This is a genomic window from Pelagibius marinus, assembly GCF_014925385.1.
Taxonomy (GTDB): domain Bacteria; phylum Pseudomonadota; class Alphaproteobacteria; order Kiloniellales; family Kiloniellaceae; genus Pelagibius; species Pelagibius marinus.
Map to the genome: position 1 here is coordinate 46,240 of NZ_JACSDK010000009.1, position 21,992 is coordinate 68,231.

General features: G+C 69.0%; 23 protein-coding genes and 1 pseudogene. 14 read left to right on the forward strand and 10 right to left on the reverse strand.

Features of this window, described 5'->3' with window-relative positions:
* Positions 1 to 38: 38 nt before the first annotated feature.
* The 4 genes from H7X47_RS10165 to H7X47_RS10180 all read right to left on the reverse strand — a co-directional run bounded on the left by H7X47_RS10165 (position 39) and on the right by H7X47_RS10180 (position 4,156).
* Positions 39 to 1,016: an HpcH/HpaI aldolase/citrate lyase family protein gene (locus H7X47_RS10165; protein WP_193368564.1), complete on the reverse strand. Its 978-nt coding sequence runs from the start codon at positions 1,014 to 1,016 to the stop codon at positions 39 to 41.
* 136 nt (positions 1,017 to 1,152) lie between these two features.
* Positions 1,153 to 2,133 carry a site-specific tyrosine recombinase XerD gene (gene xerD / locus H7X47_RS10170; protein ID WP_193368565.1) on the reverse strand — a complete coding sequence of 327 codons (981 nt, stop codon included), beginning with the start codon at positions 2,131 to 2,133 and terminating at the stop codon, positions 1,153 to 1,155.
* A gap of 9 nt (positions 2,134 to 2,142) precedes the next feature.
* Positions 2,143 to 3,927 (reverse strand): hypothetical protein, encoded by a 1,785-nt coding sequence (locus tag H7X47_RS10175; RefSeq protein ID WP_193368566.1) that lies wholly within the window; start codon positions 3,925 to 3,927, stop codon positions 2,143 to 2,145.
* Between the two features lie 88 nt (positions 3,928 to 4,015).
* Complete coding sequence (locus tag H7X47_RS10180; RefSeq protein ID WP_193368567.1) at positions 4,016 to 4,156, reverse strand: hypothetical protein; 141 nt, start codon at positions 4,154 to 4,156, stop codon at positions 4,016 to 4,018.
* 284 nt (positions 4,157 to 4,440) lie between these two features.
* Here H7X47_RS10180 and H7X47_RS10185 point away from each other — a divergent pair, with 284 nt between their 5' ends.
* The 5 genes and pseudogenes from H7X47_RS10185 to H7X47_RS10205 all read left to right on the forward strand — a co-directional run bounded on the left by H7X47_RS10185 (position 4,441) and on the right by H7X47_RS10205 (position 8,886).
* Positions 4,441 to 4,974, forward strand: coding sequence for a shikimate kinase (locus H7X47_RS10185; RefSeq protein WP_437126580.1), 534 nt, complete (start codon positions 4,441 to 4,443; stop codon positions 4,972 to 4,974).
* Positions 4,971 to 6,077: pseudogene (gene aroB, locus H7X47_RS10190) on the forward strand (3-dehydroquinate synthase); the annotation flags it as partial. The gene H7X47_RS10185 and the pseudogene aroB, both read left to right, overlap by 4 nt.
* A 171-nt stretch (positions 6,078 to 6,248) precedes the next feature.
* Positions 6,249 to 7,559, forward strand: coding sequence for an HlyC/CorC family transporter (locus H7X47_RS10195; protein WP_193368570.1), 1,311 nt, complete (start codon positions 6,249 to 6,251; stop codon positions 7,557 to 7,559).
* A 214-nt stretch (positions 7,560 to 7,773) separates the two neighbouring features.
* Positions 7,774 to 8,220, forward strand: coding sequence for a CBS domain-containing protein (locus H7X47_RS10200; RefSeq protein ID WP_193368571.1), 447 nt, complete (start codon positions 7,774 to 7,776; stop codon positions 8,218 to 8,220).
* Positions 8,221 to 8,334: 114 nt separating this feature from the next.
* Positions 8,335 to 8,886, forward strand: coding sequence for a DUF2889 domain-containing protein (locus H7X47_RS10205; protein ID WP_193368572.1), 552 nt, complete (start codon positions 8,335 to 8,337; stop codon positions 8,884 to 8,886).
* A gap of 21 nt (positions 8,887 to 8,907) precedes the next feature.
* Here H7X47_RS10205 and H7X47_RS10210 read toward each other — a convergent pair whose 3' ends face one another.
* Positions 8,908 to 9,579, reverse strand: coding sequence for an NnrU family protein (locus tag H7X47_RS10210; RefSeq protein WP_193368573.1), 672 nt, complete (start codon positions 9,577 to 9,579; stop codon positions 8,908 to 8,910).
* A 147-nt stretch (positions 9,580 to 9,726) separates the two neighbouring features.
* Between H7X47_RS10210 and H7X47_RS10215 the strand changes: the two genes are divergently transcribed.
* Positions 9,727 to 10,305, forward strand: a complete 579-nt coding sequence (locus H7X47_RS10215) for a hypothetical protein (RefSeq protein ID WP_193368574.1) — start codon at positions 9,727 to 9,729, stop codon at positions 10,303 to 10,305.
* 49 nt (positions 10,306 to 10,354) lie between these two features.
* Here the strand turns inward: H7X47_RS10215 and H7X47_RS10220 are convergent, their stop codons facing one another.
* Positions 10,355 to 10,627, reverse strand: coding sequence for a BolA family protein (locus H7X47_RS10220; protein WP_193368575.1), 273 nt, complete (start codon positions 10,625 to 10,627; stop codon positions 10,355 to 10,357).
* A gap of 154 nt (positions 10,628 to 10,781) precedes the next feature.
* Here H7X47_RS10220 and H7X47_RS10225 point away from each other — a divergent pair, with 154 nt between their 5' ends.
* From H7X47_RS10225 to H7X47_RS10255, 7 genes are all read left to right on the forward strand, one after another.
* On the forward strand, positions 10,782 to 11,756 hold the full coding sequence (locus H7X47_RS10225) for a DMT family transporter (protein ID WP_319633576.1): 975 nt from the start codon (positions 10,782 to 10,784) through the stop codon (positions 11,754 to 11,756).
* Between the two features lie 72 nt (positions 11,757 to 11,828).
* Positions 11,829 to 12,431, forward strand: a complete 603-nt coding sequence (locus tag H7X47_RS10230) for a J domain-containing protein (protein ID WP_193368577.1) — start codon at positions 11,829 to 11,831, stop codon at positions 12,429 to 12,431.
* A gap of 61 nt (positions 12,432 to 12,492) precedes the next feature.
* Positions 12,493 to 13,497: a cobaltochelatase subunit CobS gene (gene cobS / locus H7X47_RS10235; protein ID WP_193368578.1), complete on the forward strand. Its 1,005-nt coding sequence runs from the start codon at positions 12,493 to 12,495 to the stop codon at positions 13,495 to 13,497.
* 28 nt (positions 13,498 to 13,525) lie between these two features.
* Entirely contained in the window at positions 13,526 to 15,400 is a 1,875-nt protein-coding gene (cobT, locus tag H7X47_RS10240) for a cobaltochelatase subunit CobT (RefSeq protein ID WP_193368579.1), read from the forward strand.
* Positions 15,401 to 15,402: 2 nt separating this feature from the next.
* Positions 15,403 to 16,380 (forward strand): esterase-like activity of phytase family protein, encoded by a 978-nt coding sequence (locus H7X47_RS10245; RefSeq protein ID WP_193368580.1) that lies wholly within the window; start codon positions 15,403 to 15,405, stop codon positions 16,378 to 16,380.
* Between the two features lie 130 nt (positions 16,381 to 16,510).
* Entirely contained in the window at positions 16,511 to 17,089 is a 579-nt protein-coding gene (locus H7X47_RS10250; RefSeq protein WP_193368581.1) for a cysteine dioxygenase family protein, read from the forward strand.
* 169 nt (positions 17,090 to 17,258) lie between these two features.
* Positions 17,259 to 18,065, forward strand: a complete 807-nt coding sequence (locus H7X47_RS10255; protein ID WP_193368582.1) for a nickel-binding protein — start codon at positions 17,259 to 17,261, stop codon at positions 18,063 to 18,065.
* Between the two features lie 105 nt (positions 18,066 to 18,170).
* Here the strand turns inward: H7X47_RS10255 and rpmB are convergent, their stop codons facing one another.
* The 4 genes from rpmB to H7X47_RS10275 form a co-directional block, all read right to left on the reverse strand.
* Complete coding sequence (gene rpmB, locus H7X47_RS10260) at positions 18,171 to 18,470, reverse strand: 50S ribosomal protein L28 (RefSeq protein ID WP_193368583.1); 300 nt, start codon at positions 18,468 to 18,470, stop codon at positions 18,171 to 18,173.
* A gap of 352 nt (positions 18,471 to 18,822) precedes the next feature.
* Positions 18,823 to 19,815: a methylmalonyl Co-A mutase-associated GTPase MeaB gene (meaB, locus tag H7X47_RS10265; RefSeq protein ID WP_193368584.1), complete on the reverse strand. Its 993-nt coding sequence runs from the start codon at positions 19,813 to 19,815 to the stop codon at positions 18,823 to 18,825.
* Positions 19,816 to 20,009: 194 nt separating this feature from the next.
* Positions 20,010 to 20,435 carry a VOC family protein gene (locus H7X47_RS10270; protein WP_193368585.1) on the reverse strand — a complete coding sequence of 142 codons (426 nt, stop codon included), beginning with the start codon at positions 20,433 to 20,435 and terminating at the stop codon, positions 20,010 to 20,012.
* Positions 20,436 to 20,452: 17 nt separating this feature from the next.
* Entirely contained in the window at positions 20,453 to 21,259 is an 807-nt protein-coding gene (locus H7X47_RS10275) for an AraC family transcriptional regulator (RefSeq protein ID WP_193368586.1), read from the reverse strand.
* Positions 21,260 to 21,309: 50 nt separating this feature from the next.
* On the opposite strand from H7X47_RS10275, the gene H7X47_RS10280 reads away from it, so the two are divergent.
* Entirely contained in the window at positions 21,310 to 21,924 is a 615-nt protein-coding gene (locus H7X47_RS10280; protein WP_193368587.1) for a LysE family translocator, read from the forward strand.
* Positions 21,925 to 21,992 lie beyond the last annotated feature (68 nt).

Consider the following 21,992-nt stretch of genomic DNA (forward strand, 5'->3'; position numbering starts at 1 on the left):
TCTGAAAGGTCGCACCGAAAGGTCTGGAAGGGGCCGGATCAGCCCTTGGCGATCTGGCGCGCCTTCTTGACCATGACCTCGGCCTGCTTGATGGAGGCGATGTCGATGAGGCGGCCGTCCAGCGAGACCGCGCCCTTGCCTTCCTTCTGGGCCTGGCGCATGGCCTTGAGGATGCGCTTGGCCTTGTCGACCTCGGCCTTGGAGGGGCTGTTCTCCTCGTTGGCCAGGCCGATCTGGCTCGGGTGGATGGCCCACTTGCCCTCGCAGCCCAGCACCGCGGCGCGGCGCGCCTGGGCGCGGAAGCCCTCGGGGTCGGAGAAGTCGCCGAAGGGGCCGTCGATGGGACGCAGGCCGGCGGCGCGGGCGGCGACCACCATGCGCGCGACGGCGTAGTGCCACATGTCGCCCCAGTGATAGAGGCGTTCGCCCTTGTCGTCCGGGTCGGTCAGCACGCCGTACAGCTCGTTCGGGCCGCCGATGACGGTGGTGCGGGCCTTGGTGGAGGCGGCGTAGTCGGCGACGCCGAAGTGCAGGCTTTCGTTGCGCGGCGAGGCCTTGGCGATCTCGTCGACGTTGGCCATGCCCAACGCGGTTTCGATGATCATCTCGAAGCCGATCTTCTTCTTGCGGCCGACCGCTTCCTCGGCCTGGGTCACCAGCATGTCGACGGCATAGATGTCGGCGGCGGTGCCGGCCTTGGGGATCATGATCAGGTCCAGGCGCTCGCCGCCCTGCTCGATGATGTCGATGACGTCGCGGTACATGTAGTGGGTGTCGAGCCCGTTGATGCGCACCGACATGGTCTTGTTGCCCCAGTCGATCTCGTTCAGGGCCTTGATGATGTTCTTGCGCGCCTGCGGCTTGTCGTCCGGCGCCACCGCGTCCTCCAGGTCGAGGAAGATGACGTCGGCATCGGATTCCGCCGCTTTCTTGAAGAGTTTCGGGTTGCTGCCCGGGACAGCCAGCTCGCTGCGGTTCAGGCGCGCGGGAGCCTGCTCGACGATGGTAAAGCTCATGGAAATTCCCCTGCTTTGTCAGAGAACGCTATTGCTGAATGTCGGCCTGCCCGGGGGCGCTAAAGCCCAGCCAACTCAGCTGCGGAAACTGGTCATACCAATGGGTCTTGTCAACCGGAAGAATCGACGCGCCCGCTCAACCCGGCCGATTCCGACCGGCCGCCAGAGGATGATGGTCCTGAACCAGGGATTTCAGGCGCTCGCTGAGCACGTGGGTGTAGATCTGCGTGGTCGAGATGTCGGCATGGCCCAGCATCTTCTGCAGGGCCCGCAGGTCTGCTCCGTGGTCCAGCAGGTGGCTGGCGAAGGCGTGACGCAGCACGTGGGGGGAGACCTTGGCCGGGTCGATCTCCGCCCGGCGGGCCAGATCCTTCAGCAGCTGGGCGACCCGGTGGCGGGTGATGTGTCCCGCGGCGCTGCGCGAGGGGAAGAGCCAGGGCGAGACCGCCTTCACCGCCTTGGCGCCTTTCCCCCCCGGCGCTTTTCCCGAATTCGCGAGGAAGTGGTCGCGCGCGGCCAGGTAGTCCGAGAGGCTCTCGCGCGCCGCCGGACTGAGCGGCACCATGCGCTCCTTGCCGCCCTTGCCCTGAACGATCAGCAGACGCTGGTCGCGCTGGGCGGCGGCGAGGCGCAGGCCGACCAGCTCGGAGACCCGCAGGCCGGTGGCGTAGAGCAGCTCCACCAGGGCGGCGAGACGCAGCGCCTCGGGCCCCTCCCCCGCCTGCGCCTCGGCCAGCAGGGCGCCGACCTCCTCCTCGCTCAGGATCTTCGGCAGGGCGCGGCCTTGGCGCGGGCTGTCGACCTCGGCGCTGGGGTCGTCGCCGCGCAAATTCTCGCTCAGCAGGAAACGGTAGAACTGGCGCAGGGCCGAGAGCCGGCGCGCGGCGGTGCGCGGCGCCATGCCCGCCTGGGCGAGACGGCCCAGGAAGGCGCGGATGTCGTCGGCCGTGGCCGCCTCCAGGGCCCGCCGCTTGCCGAGAAACTCGGCAAAAGCCGCCAGGTCGCGGCGGTAGGCCTCCAGGGTGTTAGCCGCCGCGCCGCGCTCGGCGGCCAGCATTTCGAGGAAGGCGTCGATCAGCGCTTCGGCCTTGGAGCTCCTGGCGGGCCCGGAGGGCATGGAATCGGCCTAGAGCCGGGCGGCCAGCGCCGCCTCGATGGCCAGGGCGCGGGCCTCGTTGCCGAGGCCGACGGCGGCCAGCGCCGAGACGGCGTAGCCCAGCGCCAGGGGATGGCTGTCGGCCGGCGCCGCGACGCCCAGCGCCTCCACGGCCAGCAGCACGCTCTCGCCGCGCTTGCCTTCCGCGGCCGCGTCGCCCAACGCAAGCAGACTGGGCAGACGCTCCAGGGGCCGCGACGTCGCCGCCTCGTCGCGGGCAAGCTGGTTCCAGGTCAGCGGCTCCTTCTGCCCCAGCGCCCGGGACAGCATCAGCGCCAGCAGGCGCTGCTCGGCGGCGGCCGGGCTCTCCGCCGCGGCGCTTTCGGCGTTCAGGGGCCCGGCGCTCAGGGGCTCGGTCCCGCCGGCGAGCCGGCGCAGCGGCGTCAACTCGTCGTAGGCCGCTTGCGATTCCGGATGCTTCAGGCCGTCAATGCGCAGCACCGACATCCAACCGCCGGCACGCTCGAACTGGCCGATGCGGTACAGGGTGCGCGCCGCCAGGGGCGCGAACCACGCCAGCTCCGGGCTCGGCGCCAGTTCGCCGAGCAGCGGCGTCAGGGCGCGGGCCATGGCGTTGGCACGGCCGTCCGCCTCCGCTGAGAGCAACGCGGCGCGCAGGATCTCCGCCTTGGCCGCCGCCATGTTCTCGCGGTTGGCGGCCCGGTACAGCAGGGCGCGGCCGCGCACGGCATCGCCCTGGGCCGCCATTTTCTCGGCTTGCACCAGGGCGTCGGCCAGGTCGGCATCGGTGAACTCGAAGGCGGCGTAGGCCCCGGCCAGGCGCTCGCCCGGCAGGGCCCCGACCTCCGCCAGGCGCTCCACCGCCGCGGCGTGGACGGCGTGGTCGCCCCCGGTGAGCTGGGCGATGCCGTGCAGCTGCGCCGGAGTGGCGCTCGCCACGGTCTCGGGCGAGACCGCGCCGCCGGTCTTGCGCAGGATCGCCAGGTTGAGCGGGGTCAGACCGTCGGCCTCGACCGCGCCGGGCGTGCCGCTGATGAAGCCGTTGGCCAGGGTGAAGAAGGCGAGGTCGCTGTCCGGCGCCTGCTCGCGCAGCAGGTCCAGCCCGAGCAGCGCCTGGTCGCTCTGCTCGGCGAGAAACTGGCAGTAGACCTGGGCCTTGGCCCAAAAGAGGTCCTGCGGGTAGCGGGCCAGGCCCGAGGGCACCTCGCCGCAGGCCCGGCTCTCCTTGCCGGCCAGCAGCAGGCCGTCGACCTTGGCCCGGGCCAGCCAGGGGTCCTCGACCCGCTGCGGCACCAGGGCCAGCAGGCGGTTGAAGCCGGCCAGCGCCCCCAGGGCATAGAGCCGCTCGGCGCGCAGCCGCAGGAAGTCGCTTTCGCCGGCTTCGGTCTTCTGGACCGTGGCGAGAGCATCGGCCACGGTCGGGCCAGTGGGGGGCGCCGCCCCGCCGCCGGGCGGCGGCGCGCTGGTCAACAGCAGCCGAGCGGCCAGGCTGTGGAGGGTCGGCGAGGCGATGTCGGCGGGCAGCCCGGCCACGAGGGCCTCGATCAGCGGGCGCGCGCTGCCGGCCCAGACTCGCGGGCCCATGCCGCCGCTGCCCAGGTCCAGGATGCCCAGCGCCTCGGGGTCCAGCTCGCCCAGGCGGTCGATCTCGATGCCCTCGGCCCCCGCGCCTTCCACCTGGGGTGTCTCGGCGGCGCGCTCGGACGGCAGCGACGGCTGGTCACCCTCCGTGGCCGGCGGCGTATCCGGCGCCACGGTCGGCGGGAAGAGGGAGATCGGGGCCTCCTGCGCCACAGCGCCGGGGGCGGCGGCCCAGAGAGCGGCCCAGAGAGCGCTCGCGCAACACAGGGCGGCGGCGCGCGGAAGCTGGCGGCGCCCTCGGCTAGCGGGGGAAGCGTTCATCGGGCAGCACCTTCTCGACCGGCGCCGAGGGCGGCGGGATGTCCCAGGTCAGCAGAAAGAAGCCGCCGGAGACAATGAGACCGGCAAGAACGACAAGAGCAACAAGGGTGGTCTTTTTCATCAAATACGTCGCGTGCGGCTGAAGACTGCGTGAACAGGAATGGCAGCAGTGTCACGCTTTTCCGCGCCGGAGCCGGCCGCTGGTCGGGCAACACTGTCTACTTGTGCCGTCAAGATGGTTTTATGGTAAGGTCCGAATCTGGCGCGAATGCGGCAGTTTACCTAGGGTCTTTCAACGTTGCAACGATCAGCAGGCGAGTCTTGGTGGTTCATACAAGCGGAGAGGTGGCGGAAGCCGGGGACAGCCCCCTGGCCGTGCCACGCACCATTGCCCTGGTGGGGCTGATGGGCGCCGGCAAATCCTGCATCGGCCGCCTGCTCGCCGCCTCGCTGGACCTGCCCTTCGTGGATGCCGACAAGGAGATCGAGGCCGCCGCCGGCTGCTCCATCGAGGACATCTTCGCCGCCCACGGCGAGGAGGCCTTCCGCGACGGCGAGCGCCGGGTCATCGCCCGCCTGCTCGACGAACCGAAGATGGTGCTGGCCACCGGCGGTGGCGCCTTCCTGGACCCGGAGACCCGCCAGCTGATCCGCGAGCGCGCCACCTCCGTGTGGCTGCGCGCCGACGTCGATCTGCTGCTGCGCCGCACCTCCCGGCGCAACAACCGCCCGCTGTTGAAACGTGGCGACCCGCGCCAGATTCTCAACGACCTCATCGAGCAGCGCTACCCCGTCTACGCCGAGGCCGATGTCGTGGTCGATTCAGTCGACGGCCCGCCGGAAACGACCTTGGCGCGCGTCATAAAAGGACTGCGGCGCCACTTCGAGGAGAGCGGCGCGGCGGCACAGGGCGCGGCGCCCCGGAGCGCCTCGCAATGAGCCCGCACCAGTCCCTGCGCGTCGAGCTGGGCGAGCGCGGCTACGACATCCTGATCGGCACCACGGTGCTGGCCGAGGCCGGCAAGCTGATGCGCCCGGTGCTGAAGAGCGAGCGCGTGATCGTCGTGACCGACGCCAACGTGGCGGAGCTGCACCTGGCGCGCCTGCAGCGCGCCCTCGACGACGCCGGCCTGCAGCACGACAGCCTCGTCGTGCCGCCGGGCGACGGCTCCAAGAGCCTGGACCAGCTGGGCGCCCTGGTCGGACGCCTGCTCGAGATGAAGGTCGAGCGCTCGACCACCCTGGTGGCGCTGGGCGGCGGCGTGATCGGCGACCTCGCCGGCTTCGCCGCGGCGGTGACCCTGCGCGGCATCGACTTCGTGCAGATCCCCACCAGCCTGCTGGCCCAGGTCGACAGCTCCGTCGGCGGCAAGACCGGCATCAACGCGCCTCAGGGCAAGAACCTGATCGGCGCCTTCCACCAGCCGCGCCTGGTGCTGGCCGACACCTCGATCCTCACAACCCTGCCGCGCCGCGAGATGCTGGCGGGCTATGCCGAAGTGGTGAAGTACGGCCTGATCCGCGATGCCGGCTTCTTCCACTGGCTGGAGGCGCACGGCGCCGACCTGGTCCAGGGCGAGCGCGCCGAGCTGCAGCACGGCGTGCTGGAAAGCTGCCGCGCCAAGGCCGACGTCGTGGCCGCCGACGAGCGCGAGAGCGGCCAGCGCGCCCTGTTGAACCTCGGCCATACCTTCGGCCATGCCCTGGAGGCCGAGACCGGCTACGGCGACGAGCTGCTGCACGGCGAAGGCGTCGCCGTGGGCATGGTCATGGCCTTCGACCTCTCGGTGCAGCGCGGCCACTGCCCGCCGGAAGACGCCGACCGGGTGCGCCGCCACCTGGCCGCCGTCGGCCTGCCGACCGGCTTTGCCGACCTGGCGCCGCGCCACTGGGACGTGGAGCGCCTGATCACCCATATGTCGCGCGACAAGAAGGTGAGCGGCGGACGCATCACCTTCGTGCTTGTGCGCGGCATCGGCGAGGCCTATCTGGACAACACCGTCGAGCTCGACGAGGTCCGCGCCCTCTTGACCGCGGCCCTGAACGACGCCGACCAGCTCGCCCGGGAGAACGAAGCCCCCGGCGTGACGACCCGCGCCACCCTCGGCAGTTGAACGCGGAGAGCCCGGCCCATGAACGCCAGCGTTTTGGGGCCAGCGTTCGGGGCCGCCCGCAACACATGACGCCTCTGCAGCAACCTGAATAGATCGCCCATGGACATCGACCTCGCCATCACCTTCGGCGCCATCCTGGCGCTGCTGGTCTTCTCGGCGTTTTTCTCCGGCTCGGAGACGGCGCTGACCGCCGCTTCGCGCCCGCGCCTGCACAACCTCGCCCAGTCCGGCAACCGCCGCGCCAACGTGGTCAACGACCTCTGGCACGAGAAGGAGCACCTCATCGGCGCCATCCTGCTGGGCAACAACCTGGTCAACATCCTGGCCTCGGCGCTGGCGACCAGCGTGCTGATCACCCTGTTCGGCGACACCGGCGTGGTCTACGCGACCCTGGGCATGACCATCCTGGTGCTGGTCTTCGCCGAGGTACTGCCCAAGACCTACGCGCTGCAGAACGCCGACCGGGCGGCCCTGGCCGTCGCGCCGGTCATGCACGTGATCGTCGTGGTGCTGAAGCCCTTCTCGCTGGTCATCCAGATGATCGTCCGCGTGGCGCTGAAAGGGTTCGGCGTCGAGGTCCGCCACGCGCTGACCGCCGAGGCCTCCGAGGAACAGCTGCGCGGCGCCATCGACCTGCACCAGGGCGAAGGCGAGGAGGAACGTCACGAGCGAGAGATGCTGCGCTCGATCCTCGACCTCGGCGACGTCTGGGTGGAGGAGATCATGGTCCACCGCAAGGAGGTGGTGGCCATCGACGTCGACCTGCCCCCGGCGGAGATCGTCGAGGCGGTGCTGGCCAGCCCCTTCACGCGCATCCCTCTGTGGCAGGAGGACCCGGACAACATCGTCGCCGTGCTGCACGTCAAGGCGCTGCTGCGCGCCGTGCAGGCGGCCGGCACCGACCTGGACAAGCTGGACGTCAAGGCCATCGCCGCGGCGCCCTGGTTCATTCCCGAAACCACGGACCTGCTGTCGCAGCTCCAGGCCTTCCGCAGCCGCCACGAACACTTCGCCATCGTCGTCGACGAGTACGGCGAAATGCTGGGCATCGTCACCCTGGAAGACATTCTGGAGGAGATCGTCGGCGACATCTCCGACGAGCACGACGTGGACATCGAGGGCGTGCAGCTGCAGCGCGACGGTACCATGATCGTCGACGGCAAGGTCACCCTGCGCGACCTGAACCGCCGCTTCGAATGGCGCCTGCCCGACGAGGAGGCTTCCACCATCGCCGGCCTGATCCTGCACGAGGCCCGCTGCATCCCCGACGCCGGCCAGGTCTTCACCTTCCACGGCTTCAAGTTCGAGATCCTGGGGCGCAAGCGCAACCAGATCACCTCGGTGCGGATCAGCCCGACCGACGACGCGGCGGCCAAGGACGACGGCGGCAAGCAGGCGGCACAAGGCTGATCACGCCGGCGCCTGGTTCGCGCGCCGGTTGAGCCGATGCCCCTTTGGTGCCGCTTGACCCCGATTCCGATGCCCTGCACAATTGGTTGTATCAAGAGACCGGTAGAGTCTCCGTGCAAGCAATTGCACCCCGTATAGCGCCTTGCAACACAGGCTCAGGCCCTTGAATTCCCTGAGTCTTCCAAATTGGCCTTTGCGAGCGGGAGGAAACGACATGCACCGTAAGGTTGTGCCCGATATTGTCGATCAGCAGAAGATCGAGCTTTTGCCCAGCAGCACCCTGGTCCGCGCTGCCGCCCGCAACATGGCCGAGCGCCATATCGGCGCGGTGCTCGTCGGCAGCGGCGGACGGCTGGAAGGCATCTTCACCGAACGCGATCTGCTGATCCGGGTCGTGGCGCGCGGCCTCGATCCCGACGGCACGCCCTTGAGCGCGGTGATGACCGCGGATCCCGACACGGTCGGCCCCGACGACCTGGCCTCCCTGGCCCTGGAGCGCATGCGCACCTCCGGCTACCGCCACGTCCCGGTGGTCGAGGACGGCGAGGTGGTCGGCATCGTCTCGCTGCGCGACCTCTACGCCGCGGCCAAGCGCGAACTGGAAGAAGACCTGCAGCAGCGCGAGGCCTTCATCTTCGACACCGGCTACGGCACCGGCTGACCCCCAAGCTGAACGGCTGACTTGCCCGGGTTCGCTTGACGCCCCTTGCTTGACGGGGGGGCCCGGCGACCTATAGTCGCGGGTTCCCTGTCCAGAACCACGTGGTACCCGGTCATGCCCCTCTCGCCCCCCGCCGAGCGCAGCTGTCTGCATAATCGAAAGTACGATTTCCAGGGCTATCAGCGCGCCGACGGCCTGTGGGACATCGAAGGGCGCATCGTCGACACCAAGACCTATCCCTTCAGCAACCGGGACCGCGGCGAAATCCCGGCGGGCGAGGCGCTGCACGACATGTCGATCCGCCTGACCATCGACGAAGACTTCAAGGTCCACGACATCGAGGCGGTGACCGACTTCAGTCCCTTCCGCCTCTGCCCCAACATCACCCCGAACTTCAAGCGCATGATCGGCAGCGAGATCAAGGCCGGCTGGACCCAGCAGGTGCGCCGCCAGCTGGGCGGCGTCGAAGGCTGTACCCATCTGGTCGAGTTGTTGATCGCCATGGCCACGGTCGCCTTCCAGACCCTCTATCCGGTGCGCGCCGCCAAGGCCGCCAAGCGGCCGCCCGGTCAGCGGCCGGGCCTGCTGGAGACCTGCCACGCCTTCGCCACCGACAGCCCCATCGTCAAGCGCGACTGGCCGGAGTTCTACACCGGCGAAGACTAGGCGCTAGCGGAGCCAGGCCCCCTAAAGCCAAGCCAGGGGATTGAGCCCAATGACGGGCTCGTGCAGGTGCAGCAGCGCGGCGTAGAGCAGGACCCCGGCCAGCAGGTCGATCAGAGCAAAGAGCCGCACCACCCGCCGCAGCCGCGCGCCCGGGCCGCCGGCCGTCTGGGCCGTCGCCGCCGCATAGTCCGCTTCTGAAAGCCGCGCCCGCGCGCGCCGCTCCATGCGCTTCATGCCGGCCAGGCTGAAGGCCGCCAGGCTGGCGAAGAGGATGAAGCTCACCAGATCGCCGTTGGCCACCAGGTGGCTGGCGGCCCAGAGGAAGAAGGCCCAGAGCACCGGATGGCGGACCTGGGCCACCAGGCCGGCGCGGCGCGGATCGGCCAGGCCACCCCGGAAGGAGACCGACAGCGGGCTCGGCTGCCAGAGCGCCCCGGCGAGCAGGATGCAGGCGGGCAGCATGGCGATCAGCGGCACCAGGGCCGTCCCCCGGCTGGGCGCCCAGAGCTCGACGTAGGGCGCGCCCAGGGCCGCGGCGATCACCCAGGCGATGCTTGCCAGCGAGACCAGCGAATAGAGCGCCAGGTAGGCCGGCCGGCCCATTTTGTCGATCAGCAGGGCGCGCAGGCCCGTGGCCGCCGGCAGCACATGGGCGGCCAGGAAGACGGCGATGGCGGCAAAGAACTCGATCATGCTGCTGGATAGCGCCCCCGCGCCGACACCTCAACCTCCGCTTTTCCCCTGGGCGGCCGACGGCCCCCGCCTTTCGGCGCGCACGCGATCCGGGTATGCTGGCCGGCGAATTCACCCAGCGACAGACCAACAGGATCTTACCGGACTATGCCTTCTCTTATGACCAAGGGGGCCGTCGCACTTGCCCTGTGCATGCTGATCGCCGCCCCCGCCGCGGCGCAGGCCGCCTGCCCCACGCAAGCCACCGTCGCCAAGGGCTTCCTCCTGCGCGGCAGCACCGCCGAAACCGAGGTGCGGCACCTGGACGACCACTTCGTGCAGGCCCGCACCCGCTACCCGGACGGCGTGGTGCAGACCGACCTCTACTACGACGGCCTGCTGGCGGTCAGCCGCTTTTCCCAGCGCGGCGCCAACATGATGCTGGGCGCCGACCTGGAGGCCTGGGAACTGGAGCTGAAGAAGGGCGCCAGCGCCAGCCTGACCTACATCCCGGTGGCCGACTCAAAACCCTTCCCGAAGACGACCCTGGAACTGGAGGTCAAAGGCAGCGAGACCCTGAAGCTCGGCGACTGCAGCTTCGAGGTGCTGGTGATTTCGCAGACCCGGCGCAGCGGCCAGCGCGCGCGGGAGTACGACCAGCTGTTTTCGCCGCTGCTGCGCTTCGTCATTGCCCGGCGCTACCCGGACGGCGAAACCCGCGCCTACCTCGGCGCCTCCTCGATGTAAGGGGGTCCATGTAAGGGAACGATGCGGGCAGCGCGAAAACGCGAGGGGGCTAAGCGTCTTCTTCGGGGGTCAGGGTCTTGAGCTGCAGGGCGTGAACGCCGGCGGCCAGTTCCTCGGCCAAGATCTCGTAGACCCGGCGCTGGCGCGCGACGCGGTTCTGGCCGGTAAAGGCCTCGGAGACCACTTCGACGCTGAAATGGGTTTCGCCGCCCTCGCGGTAGCCGGCATGGCCCTTGTGCTTTTCCGAATCATCAACGATCTTAAGGCGTTGCGGCGCGAGGGCCTGCGTCAGTTTGTGTTCGATGGTCTCCGCGACTGCCACGGCTCTGCTCCTTCACCGACGATCCGCTGCGCCTGACCGGCGCGCTCAGAAAGTGGGTCGCCCGCCCCGGTCTGTCAACGTCCGCCTGATCGGGGCCGTCCGACAACGCCCAATGCCCGACTGCCGCCGGGGCAGGCCACCAGGAATCGCCTTCGTGTCAACCAAGACCACCCCCTCCGCCGCCCTCAGCCCCGCCGCCGCGCGGCTGCTGCTGGTTTGTGTGGTGGTCCTCTGGGGCGCCAACTGGCCGGTCATGAAGGTCGGCCTGCAGTCCATGCCGCCGGTCTGGTTCGCCGCCGCGCGCATGACCCTGGGCGCGCTCAGCCTCTTCGCCATGCTGGCCGTCCTCGGCCGCCTGAAGCTGCCGACGCGCCGCGACCTGCCGGTGGTCTTCACCGTCGGCGGCCTGCAGATGGCGGTCTTCCTGGTGCTGATAAACAGCGGACTGCAGTACGTCGGGGCCGGGCGCTCCGCGATCCTCGCCTACACCACGCCGCTGTGGGTGACGCCCGGGGCGATGCTGCTGCTGGGCGAGGGCATGAACCGGCGCAAGCTGCTGGGCTTGGTGCTGGGCCTCTGCGGCGTGGCCGCCCTGTTCAATCCCCTGGGCTTCGACTGGACCAGCCGCGACGCCCTGGTCGGCAACGCCCTGTTGCTGGCCGCCGCCCTGGTCGGCTCGATCCCCATCCTCCACGTGCGCGCCCACAAATGGGACTCCTCGCCCCTGCAGCTCGCCCCCTGGCAGATGGTCCTGGCGGCCGTCCCCCTGGCGGTGCTCTCGTGGTCTACCGAGGATTGGTCGGCGATCCGCTGGTCCGACGAACTGGGGGTGATCCTGGCCTACAACGGCCCCCTGGCCACCGCCTTCTGCTTCTGGGCCACGGTCAGCGTCACCCGGGCCCTGCCGGCGGTGACCTCCTCGCTCAGCCTGCTGGCGGTGCCGGTGGCCGGGGTGCTGGCCTCGGCGGTCTTTCTGGATGAGCCGCTGACCCCCACCCTGATCGGCGGCCTGGCGCTGATCCTGGGCGGCACGGTGCTGGTGAACCTGGCCGACTTGCGCCGCGAGCGCGCCGCCCGGGCCCAAGGGGCGGAGAAGGCCCCCGAAAACACCGGTACAATGATCGACTAACAGCCCGGAATAGCGCAGTTTTGAGCCGTCGCTCCCTTGCGCTGGTCCCGCGCCATCCCACATAATCTGCGGATGTCCGGTTCCCCCCAGAAGCCTCACGGCAATCCCTTCCATGAAGGCCCCTACCGCACCGGCGACGCCGGCTCGGACGCGGGCCTGCGCCGCTGCGAGCGACCGGGCTGCGCGGCCGAGGGGCTGCACCGGGCGCCGCGCTCACGCGACGACCTCACCAGCTACTACTGGTTCTGCCTGGAGCACGTGCGCGAGTACAACCTGGCCTGGGACTATTTCAAGGACCTGGACGAGGACGATATCGAGCGAATTCGCCGCGGCGACGCGGTGTGGCAGCGCCCGACCTGGCCCCTCAACGGCGGCCTCGGCGGACGCAAGACTGGTCCGCACAGCAGACCCCTCCACGACGGTTTCGGCTTCTTCACCGAGGAAGCGGCGGACCAGGAACAGCACAAGGGCCGCTTTCCGCCCGCTTCCCGCCAGGCCAAGGCGCTGCGCACCCTGGAACTGGCCCCCAACGCCACCCTGGCCGAGGTCAAAGCGCGCTATAAGTCCCTGGTGAAGGAGCTGCATCCGGACATCACCGGGGGCGACGGCCTCTCGGAAGAGCGGCTGAAAATCATCAATCTGGCGTATTCGGACTTGAAGGCGGCCTTCGACTGATGTTCAACAGCCTTTGAGCCCTGATTAACTCCTTAAATTCAAACGACGGAATTCCTACTTCATGGCGACAGCAGACCCCATGGCCAGCGACGGCGAGATGCCGACCAGCGGCCCCGATATCGAAGTTTCGGTGCGCCAGACCTTCGGCATCGACTGCGACATGCAGGTGCCGGCGTTCAGCCAGGCCAACGACTACGTGCCGGCGGTGGACGAGACCTACCGCTTCGACCACGACACCACCCTCGCCATCCTGGCCGGCTTTGCCCATAACCGCCGCGTGATGATTCAGGGCTACCACGGCACCGGCAAGTCGACCCACATCGAGCAGGTCTCCGCGCGCCTCAACTGGCCCTGCATCCGCATCAACCTGGACAGCCACATCAGCCGTATCGACCTGGTGGGCAAGGACGCCATCGTGCTGAAGGACGGCAAGCAGATCACCGAGTTCCGCGAAGGTCTGCTGCCCTGGGCGCTGCAGCGCCCGACGGCGCTGGTCTTCGACGAGTACGACGCCGGCCGCCCGGACGTGATGTTCGTCATCCAGCGGGTGCTGGAAGTCGACGGCAAGCTGACCCTGCTGGATCAGAACCGCGTCATCCGCCCGCACCCGGCCTTCCGTCTCTTCTCCACCACCAACACCATCGGGCTGGGCGACACCACGGGGCTCTACCACGGCACCCAGCAGATCAACCAGGCGCAGATGGACCGCTGGAACATCGTCGCCACGCTGAACTACCTGGAGCACGACGCGGAGGTCGAGATCGTCCTCGCCAAGTCGCCGGAGTACGACAGCGCCGAGGGCCGCGAAAGGGTCTCCGCCATGGTGGCGCTGGCCGACCTGACGCGCAGCGGTTTCATCAACGGCGACATCTCCACGGTGATGAGCCCGCGCACGGTGATGACCTGGGCCGAGAACGCCACCATCTTCGGCGACGTCGGCTTCGCCTTTCGGGTCACCTTCCTCAACAAGTGCGACGAGATCGAGCGCCCCATCGTGGCGGAGTACTACCAGCGCTGCTTCGGCAGCGAGCTGCCCGAGTCCGGCGTCAAGGCGCACATCACCTGAGAGCATCCTGGACCAGAGACGCTTCTAGATGAGCCAGCCCGAGAACCCGCTCGACGTCTTCCGGCGGACCACCGCCGCGACGGTGCGCGCGATCGCAGAGCGTGACGACATCAACGTCACCTACGCGCCGCGCGGCCAGGGGCTGGTCGGCAAGGAAGTGAAGGTGACGCTGCCGGCGCGCAACCTGCCGCTGGAGGACGCGGCGCTGGTGCGCGGCGAGGCCGATGCCGCGGCGCTGCGCCTGCGCCACCACGACGGCGGCCTGCATGCCCATGCGCGCCCGCGCTCCCAGGAGGCGCGGGAGATCTTCGACGCCGTCGAGCAGGCGCGCTGCGAGGCGCTGGGCATGCGACGCATGGCCGGCGTGGCGCAGAACCTGGACGCCGCCCTGGAGGAGCAGTACCGGGTGCGCGGCCTGAACCGCGCCCAGAACCGCGAGGACGTGCCCCTGTCGGAGGCCCTGCGCCTGCTGGCCCGCGAAGCCATGACCGGCACGCCGTCGCCGGCCGGCGCCAAGGGCGTCATCGACCTCTGGCGCCCCCTGCTGGGACAGGAGATCCTGCAGGACCTCAAGGAACTGGGGAAGCGCGCCGAGGATCAGGCGCTCTTCGCCGAGACGGTGCGCGACATGCTGCAACACCTGGACATCGACGTCGGCCTGGAAGACGAGCTGGATCAGGACGACGACGAGCAGGAGCAGCAGAAGGACGATTCCGAGGAAGACAGCAGCGGCACCCAGACCGACGGCGACGAGAGCGCCGAGTCGCCGACCTCCATGGAAGGCGAGGACAGCGACGGCGACGAGTCGGAGGCCGCCGAGCCGCAGGCCGCCGAGGCCGACAGCGAGATGATGGAAGGCGAGGGCGAGGAAGACCCGGGCCGCCCGGGCCAGCTGCCCGAGCTGTTCGGCCACAATGCCCGCGACAACGAGCCCTATCACGCCTTCACCACGGAATTCGACGAGACCATCGAAGCCGAAGAGCTTTGTGACCCCGACGAGCTGACGCGCCTGCGCCAGCTGCTCGACCAGCAGCTCGCCCATCTGCAGGGCGTCATCGCGCGCCTGGCCAACCGACTGCAGCGCCGCCTGCTGGCCATGCAGACCCGCGCCTGGGACTTCAACCTGGACGAAGGCATGCTGGACACCGCGCGCCTCGCCCGCGTCATCGTCAATCCCATGCATTCGCTGACCTACAAGCAGGAGCGCGACACAGAGTTCCGCGACACCGTGGTGTCGCTGCTGATCGACAACTCGGGCTCCATGCGCGGCCGGCCGATCACCGTGGCGGCGATGAGCGCCGACATCCTGGCGCGCACGCTGGAGCGCTGCGGCGTGAAGGTGGAGATCCTGGGCTTCACCACGCGCATGTGGAAGGGCGGCCAGGCGCGCGAGCGCTGGATCGGCGCCGGCAAGCCGCCCAACCCGGGCCGCCTCAACGACCTGCGCCACATCATCTACAAGGCCGCCGACGCGCCCTGGCGGCGGGCGCGCAAGAACCTGGGCCTCATGCTGCGCGAGGGCATTCTGAAGGAGAACATCGACGGCGAGGCTCTCTTGTGGGCGCACAACCGCCTGATCGGCCGCCCCGAGCAGCGCCGCATCCTTATGGTGATCTCCGACGGCGCGCCGGTCGACGACTCGACCCTCTCGGTCAATCCGGGCAACTACCTGGAGCGCCACCTGCGCGACGTCATCGCCTACATCGAGAACCGCTCACCGGTGGAACTGCTGGCCATCGGCATCGGCCACGACGTGACCCGCTACTACCGCCGCGCCGTCACCATCGTCGACGCCGAGCAGCTGGGCGGCACGGTGATGGAGAAGCTGGCCGAGCTCTTCGAGGAAGAAAGCGCCGCCGCCATGGCGGCCCCCCGCGCCCGCCGCGGCGCGCGCGTTCACTGACCTTGCGGACGGCGCACCTCACCGCCCTTCTCCTCTGCCTGCTGTTCCTCTCCGCGCCCGCCGCGGCCCAGACGCCGCTTGAACTGCGCACGACGCCGCTGCGGCTCAACGCCGAGGACAAGACCGAACTCACCGCCGGCGACCTGCGCTGGCGCGGCGGCCTGCTGCTCAGCGCCGGGGATCCGCGCTTCGGCGGCTTCTCCGACCTGGTGATCTCGCCCGACGGCAGGCGCATCACCGCCGTCACCGATGCCGGGCGCTGGCTCACCGCGCGACTCGCCTACGACAAGGCCGGCAACCTCGCCGGCATCGCCGAGGGCCAGTGGGGGGCCCTGCGCGACACCAGGGGCCTGCTGCTGAGCGGCAAGGCCGAGCAGGACGCCGAGGCCCTGACCCGGCTGGCCGACGGCAGCCTGCTGGTCGCCTACGAGCGCCACCACCGCCTGCGGCGCTTTCCCGGCGGCGACCTCACAAAACCGCCGGCGGAGATCACCGCGCCCGCGAGCCTCGCGGCGGCCGAGGACAACGGCGGCATCGAGGCCCTGGTGGCGCTGGCCGGCGACCGCCTGCTCGCCTTCACGGAAGGCCAGAGGATCGGCACCGGCTACGCGGTCTATCTGCGCGACGGCGCCGGCCTGTGGCAGGGCCTGGCCCTGAAGCCCAAGGGCCTCTTCTACCCGACCGGCGCGGCGCAGCTTCCCTCCGGCGACGTCATCCTGCTGGAGCGGCGCTTCACCCTGCTGGGCGGCCTCAGCGCCCGCTTAAGACGCATTCCCCTCGCCGCGATCCAACCGGGCGCCCTGCTGGACGGCCTCGAGATCGCCGAGTTGCGCCCGCCGCTCACCCTCGACAACTTCGAGGGCGTGGCCGTCCACCAACTCAGCGACGGCACGACGCGGATCACGCTCATCTCCGACGACAACTTCAGCCCCCTGCAGCGCAGCCTCCTCGTGCAGTTCGATCTGCTGAAGGGCGGTTGAGAGTCTCCGCCGTCGACAACTTGCCGGAGATCACCTCGGCGCAGAATTGGTAGCAGACAAAGTTCGCGTTCCCACCACGCCGCGATTTCGCCTAAGCTATCCGCCTAGACAAAGCAGAGGGGGAAGCCGCATGCCGTCACCGCAAGCCAAGGACCAGCCCTACACCTTGGAAACCTACGTCGAGGATTTGCGGCGCATCACCGCCGAGACCGACGACGAGGACGAGATCATCCGCCGCGTCGGCCCGCTGGCCCAGCGCCTTGCCGTCAACAAGAGCTGGCTGCAGGACAAGCACTACGTGACCAACGCCGAACAGGGCTTCAACGCCATCCTATTGCACGAGGAACCGGACCATTCCCTGGCGGTCTTCGTCGCAAACTGGCTGCCCGGCCGCGGCGCGCCGCCGCACGACCACGGCACCTGGGCGGTGGTGGCCGGCATCGAGGGCGTGGAACGCAACACGCGCTACGCCCGTGTCGACGACCGCAGCCGACCCGACTACGCCGAGCTGGAAGTGAAGAACGAGATCGACGCCGACGAGGGCGAGCTGATCTGCATGAAAACCGGCGGCATCCACTCGGTACGCAACGAGACGGACAAGGTCACCCTGTCATTGCACACCTACGGCCGGCATGTGAACCACACCGTGCGCTCTCAGTACAATCTGGAGACCGGCGAGAAGAAGGACTTCAAGGTCCACGTCGACTGAGGGGCAGTAAGTCGCCGAAAGCGCGAAGCGAGCCAAGCCGGCGGCAGGGTGTCGCAGGAGAATCGAAAGCCGATACGAACAGGCCACGTCCGCTTGCCGGCCCCACTTCGAGTTCAAGGCCTGAGCAAATCGTGGCTGGGATCAAAGGGAATCAGCGGGGACCGAAGAGATGCCGATCTTTCTGGACCGTCACGACGTGGGCGAGGCGTCCGCGGAAGACATCGCCGAGCTGCACATCCGGGATCTGGAAATTCAGGACAAATACGGTGTGAGGTTCCTGACCTATTGGTACGATTCCGAACGCCGGACGACCTTCTGTCTCGTGGATGCGCCGGACAAAGCCATGGCCGACCGGGTCCATGCGGAGGCCCATGGACACGTCGCCAACGAAATGATCGCCGTGGAGCTCTCGGCCGTCGAAGCCTTTCTCGGCCGCATCCAGGATCCGCCCGCTGCCAAGGCGGCGCCGCTCGACGATTCGGCCTTCCGCGCCATCATGTTCACGGACATGGTCGGTTCGACGGAAATGACGGAACAGCTCGGCGATACGATGGCGTTGGAGCTGCTGAGGGCGCACGATGCGATCATTCGGCGGTCCCTGGAACAGCATGGCGGTTCCGAGGTGAAGCATCTCGGGGACGGCATCATGGCGTCGTTCAACGATGTGCCGGCTTCGGTCGCCTGTGCCATGAGGATTCAGGAAGAGCTCGGGTCGTACAACGAGAGCAGCAAGACGCCGATCCACGTGAGGATCGGCATACACGCCGGCGACCCCGTCGAAGAGAGCAATGACCTCTTCGGTTCGGCGGTGCAGATGGCGGCGCGAATTTGTGGTCTCGCCCAGGCCAACACCGTCCTCGTATCCCACGAGGTCCGGAATGCCTGCAACGGCGGCGTCCTGGGCTTTGAATCCCTGGGCGCCCAGACACTCAAAGGTTTTTCAGAACCGGTTCAGCTCTATACCCCGGCCCGTTGAGAGGGCAAGGAACACCTCTTCCCTGGCTTTCCAGAAAAGCAAAAGGCCCGCTGGGAGCGGGCCTTTCGGAAACTCTATGAACCCCTTAAAGAGGCGAGTTGAAGCTCAGGCGGCGGCGCCCTGCTTCTCGGCGGCCTTCTTGATGCGGCGCTTCAGCTCGCGGGCCTTCTGGCCGAGCTTCTCCGAGGAGGTCGACAGCAGGTAGGCGTCGATGCCGCCGCGCTTCTCCACGGTACGGATGGCGCGGGTCGAGAGGCGCAGCTGCACGGTGGTGCCCAGCACGTCGCTCATCAGGCTGACGTCCTGCAGGTTCGGCAGGAAGCGCCGGCGGGTGCGGTTGTTGGCGTGGCTCACGTTGTTGCCGGTCTGAACGCCCTTGCCGGTGAAGTCGCAACGTCGTGCCATGATCGCAAATCCCAGGTCTGTGGCCCGCGCCCCGGTATCCCTAGGGGCTGGCAGGCATCCATTGAAAAAGGTTACCGGGCGGCTGCGCCACCCGGTGCGGGCTGGTTTCTAAGGCAGCAGCGGGGCCCCGTCAAGCCGATTCCCGAGCATCTGGCCGCTTGCGCCACCCCCTCACCCTCCCGCTGCGCGGGCCCCTCCCTCTCCCACAAGGGGAGAGGGAATTTTCCTCGCCACGCCAATAATTTACCCCTCTCCCCTGGTGGGAGAGGGCTGCGCAGGCTTGGCGAGGCACAAAGCCGAGCCTAGCCGAAGCTGGGTGAGGCGGAATGACTGAAATTACCCGCGAATCCAGTTAATCCCCGATGAACAGCCCCACCAGGCGGCGGGCGGCGGCCGTCGGGGTGGTCTTGCCGGCCCGGACCTCGCGCTCCAGGCCCTGGAGCTCGCGAGCCACCTCCGGCTGGGCCTTGAAGCGGCGCATGAGGCCGTCGGAGATCTCGGCCCACATCCAGGCGCCGGCCTGGGCGGCGCGCTTGGCGGCGCGGGCGCCGCTGGCCTCCATGATCTCCCGGTGCTTCTGGACGGTCTCCCAGACCGCGTCGATGCCCTCGTCCAGCAGGGCCGAGCATTTCAGCACCGGCGGGCGCCAGTCCGGGTTGGGCGCGCGCAGGAGGCCCAGGGCGCCGTAGTATTCCGCCACCGCCCGGTCGGCCGCCGGGACCAGGTCGCCGTCGGCCTTGTTGACGATGACCGCGTCGGCCAGCTCGACGATGCCCTTCTTGATGCCCTGCAGCTCGTCGCCGCCGCCGGGCAGCAGCATCAAGAGGAAGATGTCGACCATCTCCGCCACCGCCGTCTCCGACTGGCCGACGCCGACGGTCTCGACGATCACCACGTCGAAGCCCGCGGCCTCGCAGACCAGCATGGCCTCGCGGGTGCGCCGGGCGACGCCGCCCAGGGTGCCGCCGGTGGGCGAGGGGCGGATGAAGGCCCGGGGATGGCGCGACAGCTCCTCCATGCGGGTCTTGTCGCCCAGGATCGAGCCGCCGGAGACCTTGGAGGAAGGGTCGACCGCCAGCACCGCCACCTGGTGGCCTTGCTCGACCAGGTGCAGGCCGAAACGCTCGATGAAGGTGGACTTGCCGACGCCGGGCACGCCCGAGATGCCGATGCGCACCGACTTGCCGCTGGCCGGCAGCAGCGCCTCCAGCAGGCTCTCGGCCTCCTCGCTGTGCTCGGGCTTGGTCGATTCTATGAGGGTGATGGCGCGGGCCAGCGCGCGGCGGTCGCCCGCCACGACCTTGCCGGCCAGCCCGGCCTGATCCTCTGCCCCCGGTTTCGTCATGCCCCGCTTATGGGCCGAAGGGGCAGCGAAATGCAAGTCTCTCGCGTCGTGAGCCGAGATGCGGAGAGGCTGTCACCCCCACCCTAACCCTCCCCCATCCAAGGGGGAGGGGATTCAAAGTAGGCAGCCGCACCAAACAGCCCCTTCCCCCTTGATGGGGGAAGGATGGGTAGGGGGTGAGTTTGGTTGTTTATCTAACCCTCTGCCCCCGGCCCCAGCGGCTGGCCGTAGCTGAACTCGACGAAGTTGCCGTCGGGGTCCTTGAGGCCGCAGTAGTAGCCGACGGGATAAGGCTCCTGCCGGGGCGCCCAGGCGAGGCAGCCGGCGGCCTCGGCGCGCGCGGCGATGGCGTCGACGGCCTCCTTGCTCTCCAAAGCGAAGCCCAGGTGGCTGAAGTCGCCTTCGGCCTGGTCGCGGCCCGGCCCGCCGGGCAGCATGACGATGATGAAGTCCTTCTCCCTGCCCGGTTCGGCCAGCCAGACCACGCGCACACCGCCATCGTTTCGTTCATGCACCACGTTCATGCCGCAGTAGTCCCGGTAGAAGGCCAGGCAGGCCGCCAGGTCGCGCACGTGCAGCGCCAGGTGGGTGAAAGCCGGCGTTGTGACACTGGATGTCATGGGCAAAGGCTAACGCCTCAGGCCGCGTGCAACAATGCGCGCCACTTCCCGGGCGTGGTGCCGAAGGCCGCGCGGAACTGCCGCGTCATGTGCGCCTGGTCGGCAAAGCCGGCGCTCGCAGCCGCGGCTGCCAGGGAGCGGCCCTCGGCGATGGCGCCTTTGGCGAGGTCGAGGCGGCGCAGGGTGACGAAGCGGCTGGGCGAGACGCCGTAGGCCTTGCGGAACTGCCGGGCCAGGGTAAAGCGGTCCAGGCCATGCTCGCGCTCCAGCACCGCCAGGGAGATGCCTTCGGCGCAGGTCGCCGCCAGGTGATCCTTCACGCGGGCCATGCGCGGGTGCCGCACCGCCGGCCGCAGGGGCGCCCCCGACGCCCGCGCCAGCGCCCCGGCCAGGAGGGTGACGCGGTCGTTCTCGGCAAGCGCCTCACGCGGGTCGTCAGGATGCGGGAAGAGCGCGGGAACGACCGCCCGCAGCGCCCGGTCGCGGGCCAGCGGATCGGGCACGAAGGGCAGCGCGGCCCCGCCGAGCGCTTCGCCGATCAGCTCCGGGGCGACGTAGACGATCCTGTAGCCGAAGCCGCCCTCCCTGCCCGGCCGGCCGTCGTGCAGCTCGTCGGGATGCAGCACGAAGACGTCGCCGGGGCAAGAGGCCCGCGCCGCACCGCGATAGGTGAAGGCCTGCACGCCATGGGTGGTGACGCCGACGGCGTAGGTGTCGTGGCGGTGCGGCGAGAACTGCAGGTCCACCAGGGCCGCCTCGGCCCAGTCGAAACCGGGCGCCGCCGCACGGTAGCGCAGCCATTCCAACTGCTGTCTCGCTGTCATCCTGCACAAACCTTCAAGATCGGGGTCAGGATCGGGCCTAAGTCTAACCCATGACGACCGCCGGCGCCTCTCTGATCACCAACCTCGGCCTGCTGTGGCTGGCCGCCCTGCCGCTGATGGGCAGCCCGGGACCGGCCACCCTGGGCTCCGCCGCCATGGGCGCGGCCTTCGGCGCCAGGCGCGGCCTGCCCTATGTTTTCGGCATCATCGCCGGCACGGCGACCGTGCTCTGCCTCATGGCCAGCGGCGTCACAGCGGTGGTCCTGACCGTTCCGGCCCTGAGCTCGGCGATCACCCTCGCCGCGGCCGCCTACATCCTCTATCTCGCCTGGCGCATCGCCACGGCGCCGCCGCTGTCCAAGGCGGGCACGGCGGCCAAGGCGCCGGCCTTTCCCGGCGGCTATTTCCTGGCGGTCGCCAACCCCAAGGCCTTCGCCGTGCTCGGCGCGATCTATGCCGGCAACACCGTCGTGCCCGGCGACCTCGCCCTCGACGCGGCGGCGAAGATCGCGGCCCTGACCCTGGTCATCGTGGTCGTGAATCTCATCTGGCTGGTTTTCGGCTCGATGATCGCCGCCCTGCTGCACGACCCGGTGAAGGCGCGCATCACCAACATCGCCTTCGCCGTGCTGCTGGTCGCCTCGGTGGGACTGGCGCTGATCTGATCTCAAATCATTGAGCCCGGGCTTGACCCCAGCATCTATTGGGCAACAATCCCCCGGCGAGGGGGGCG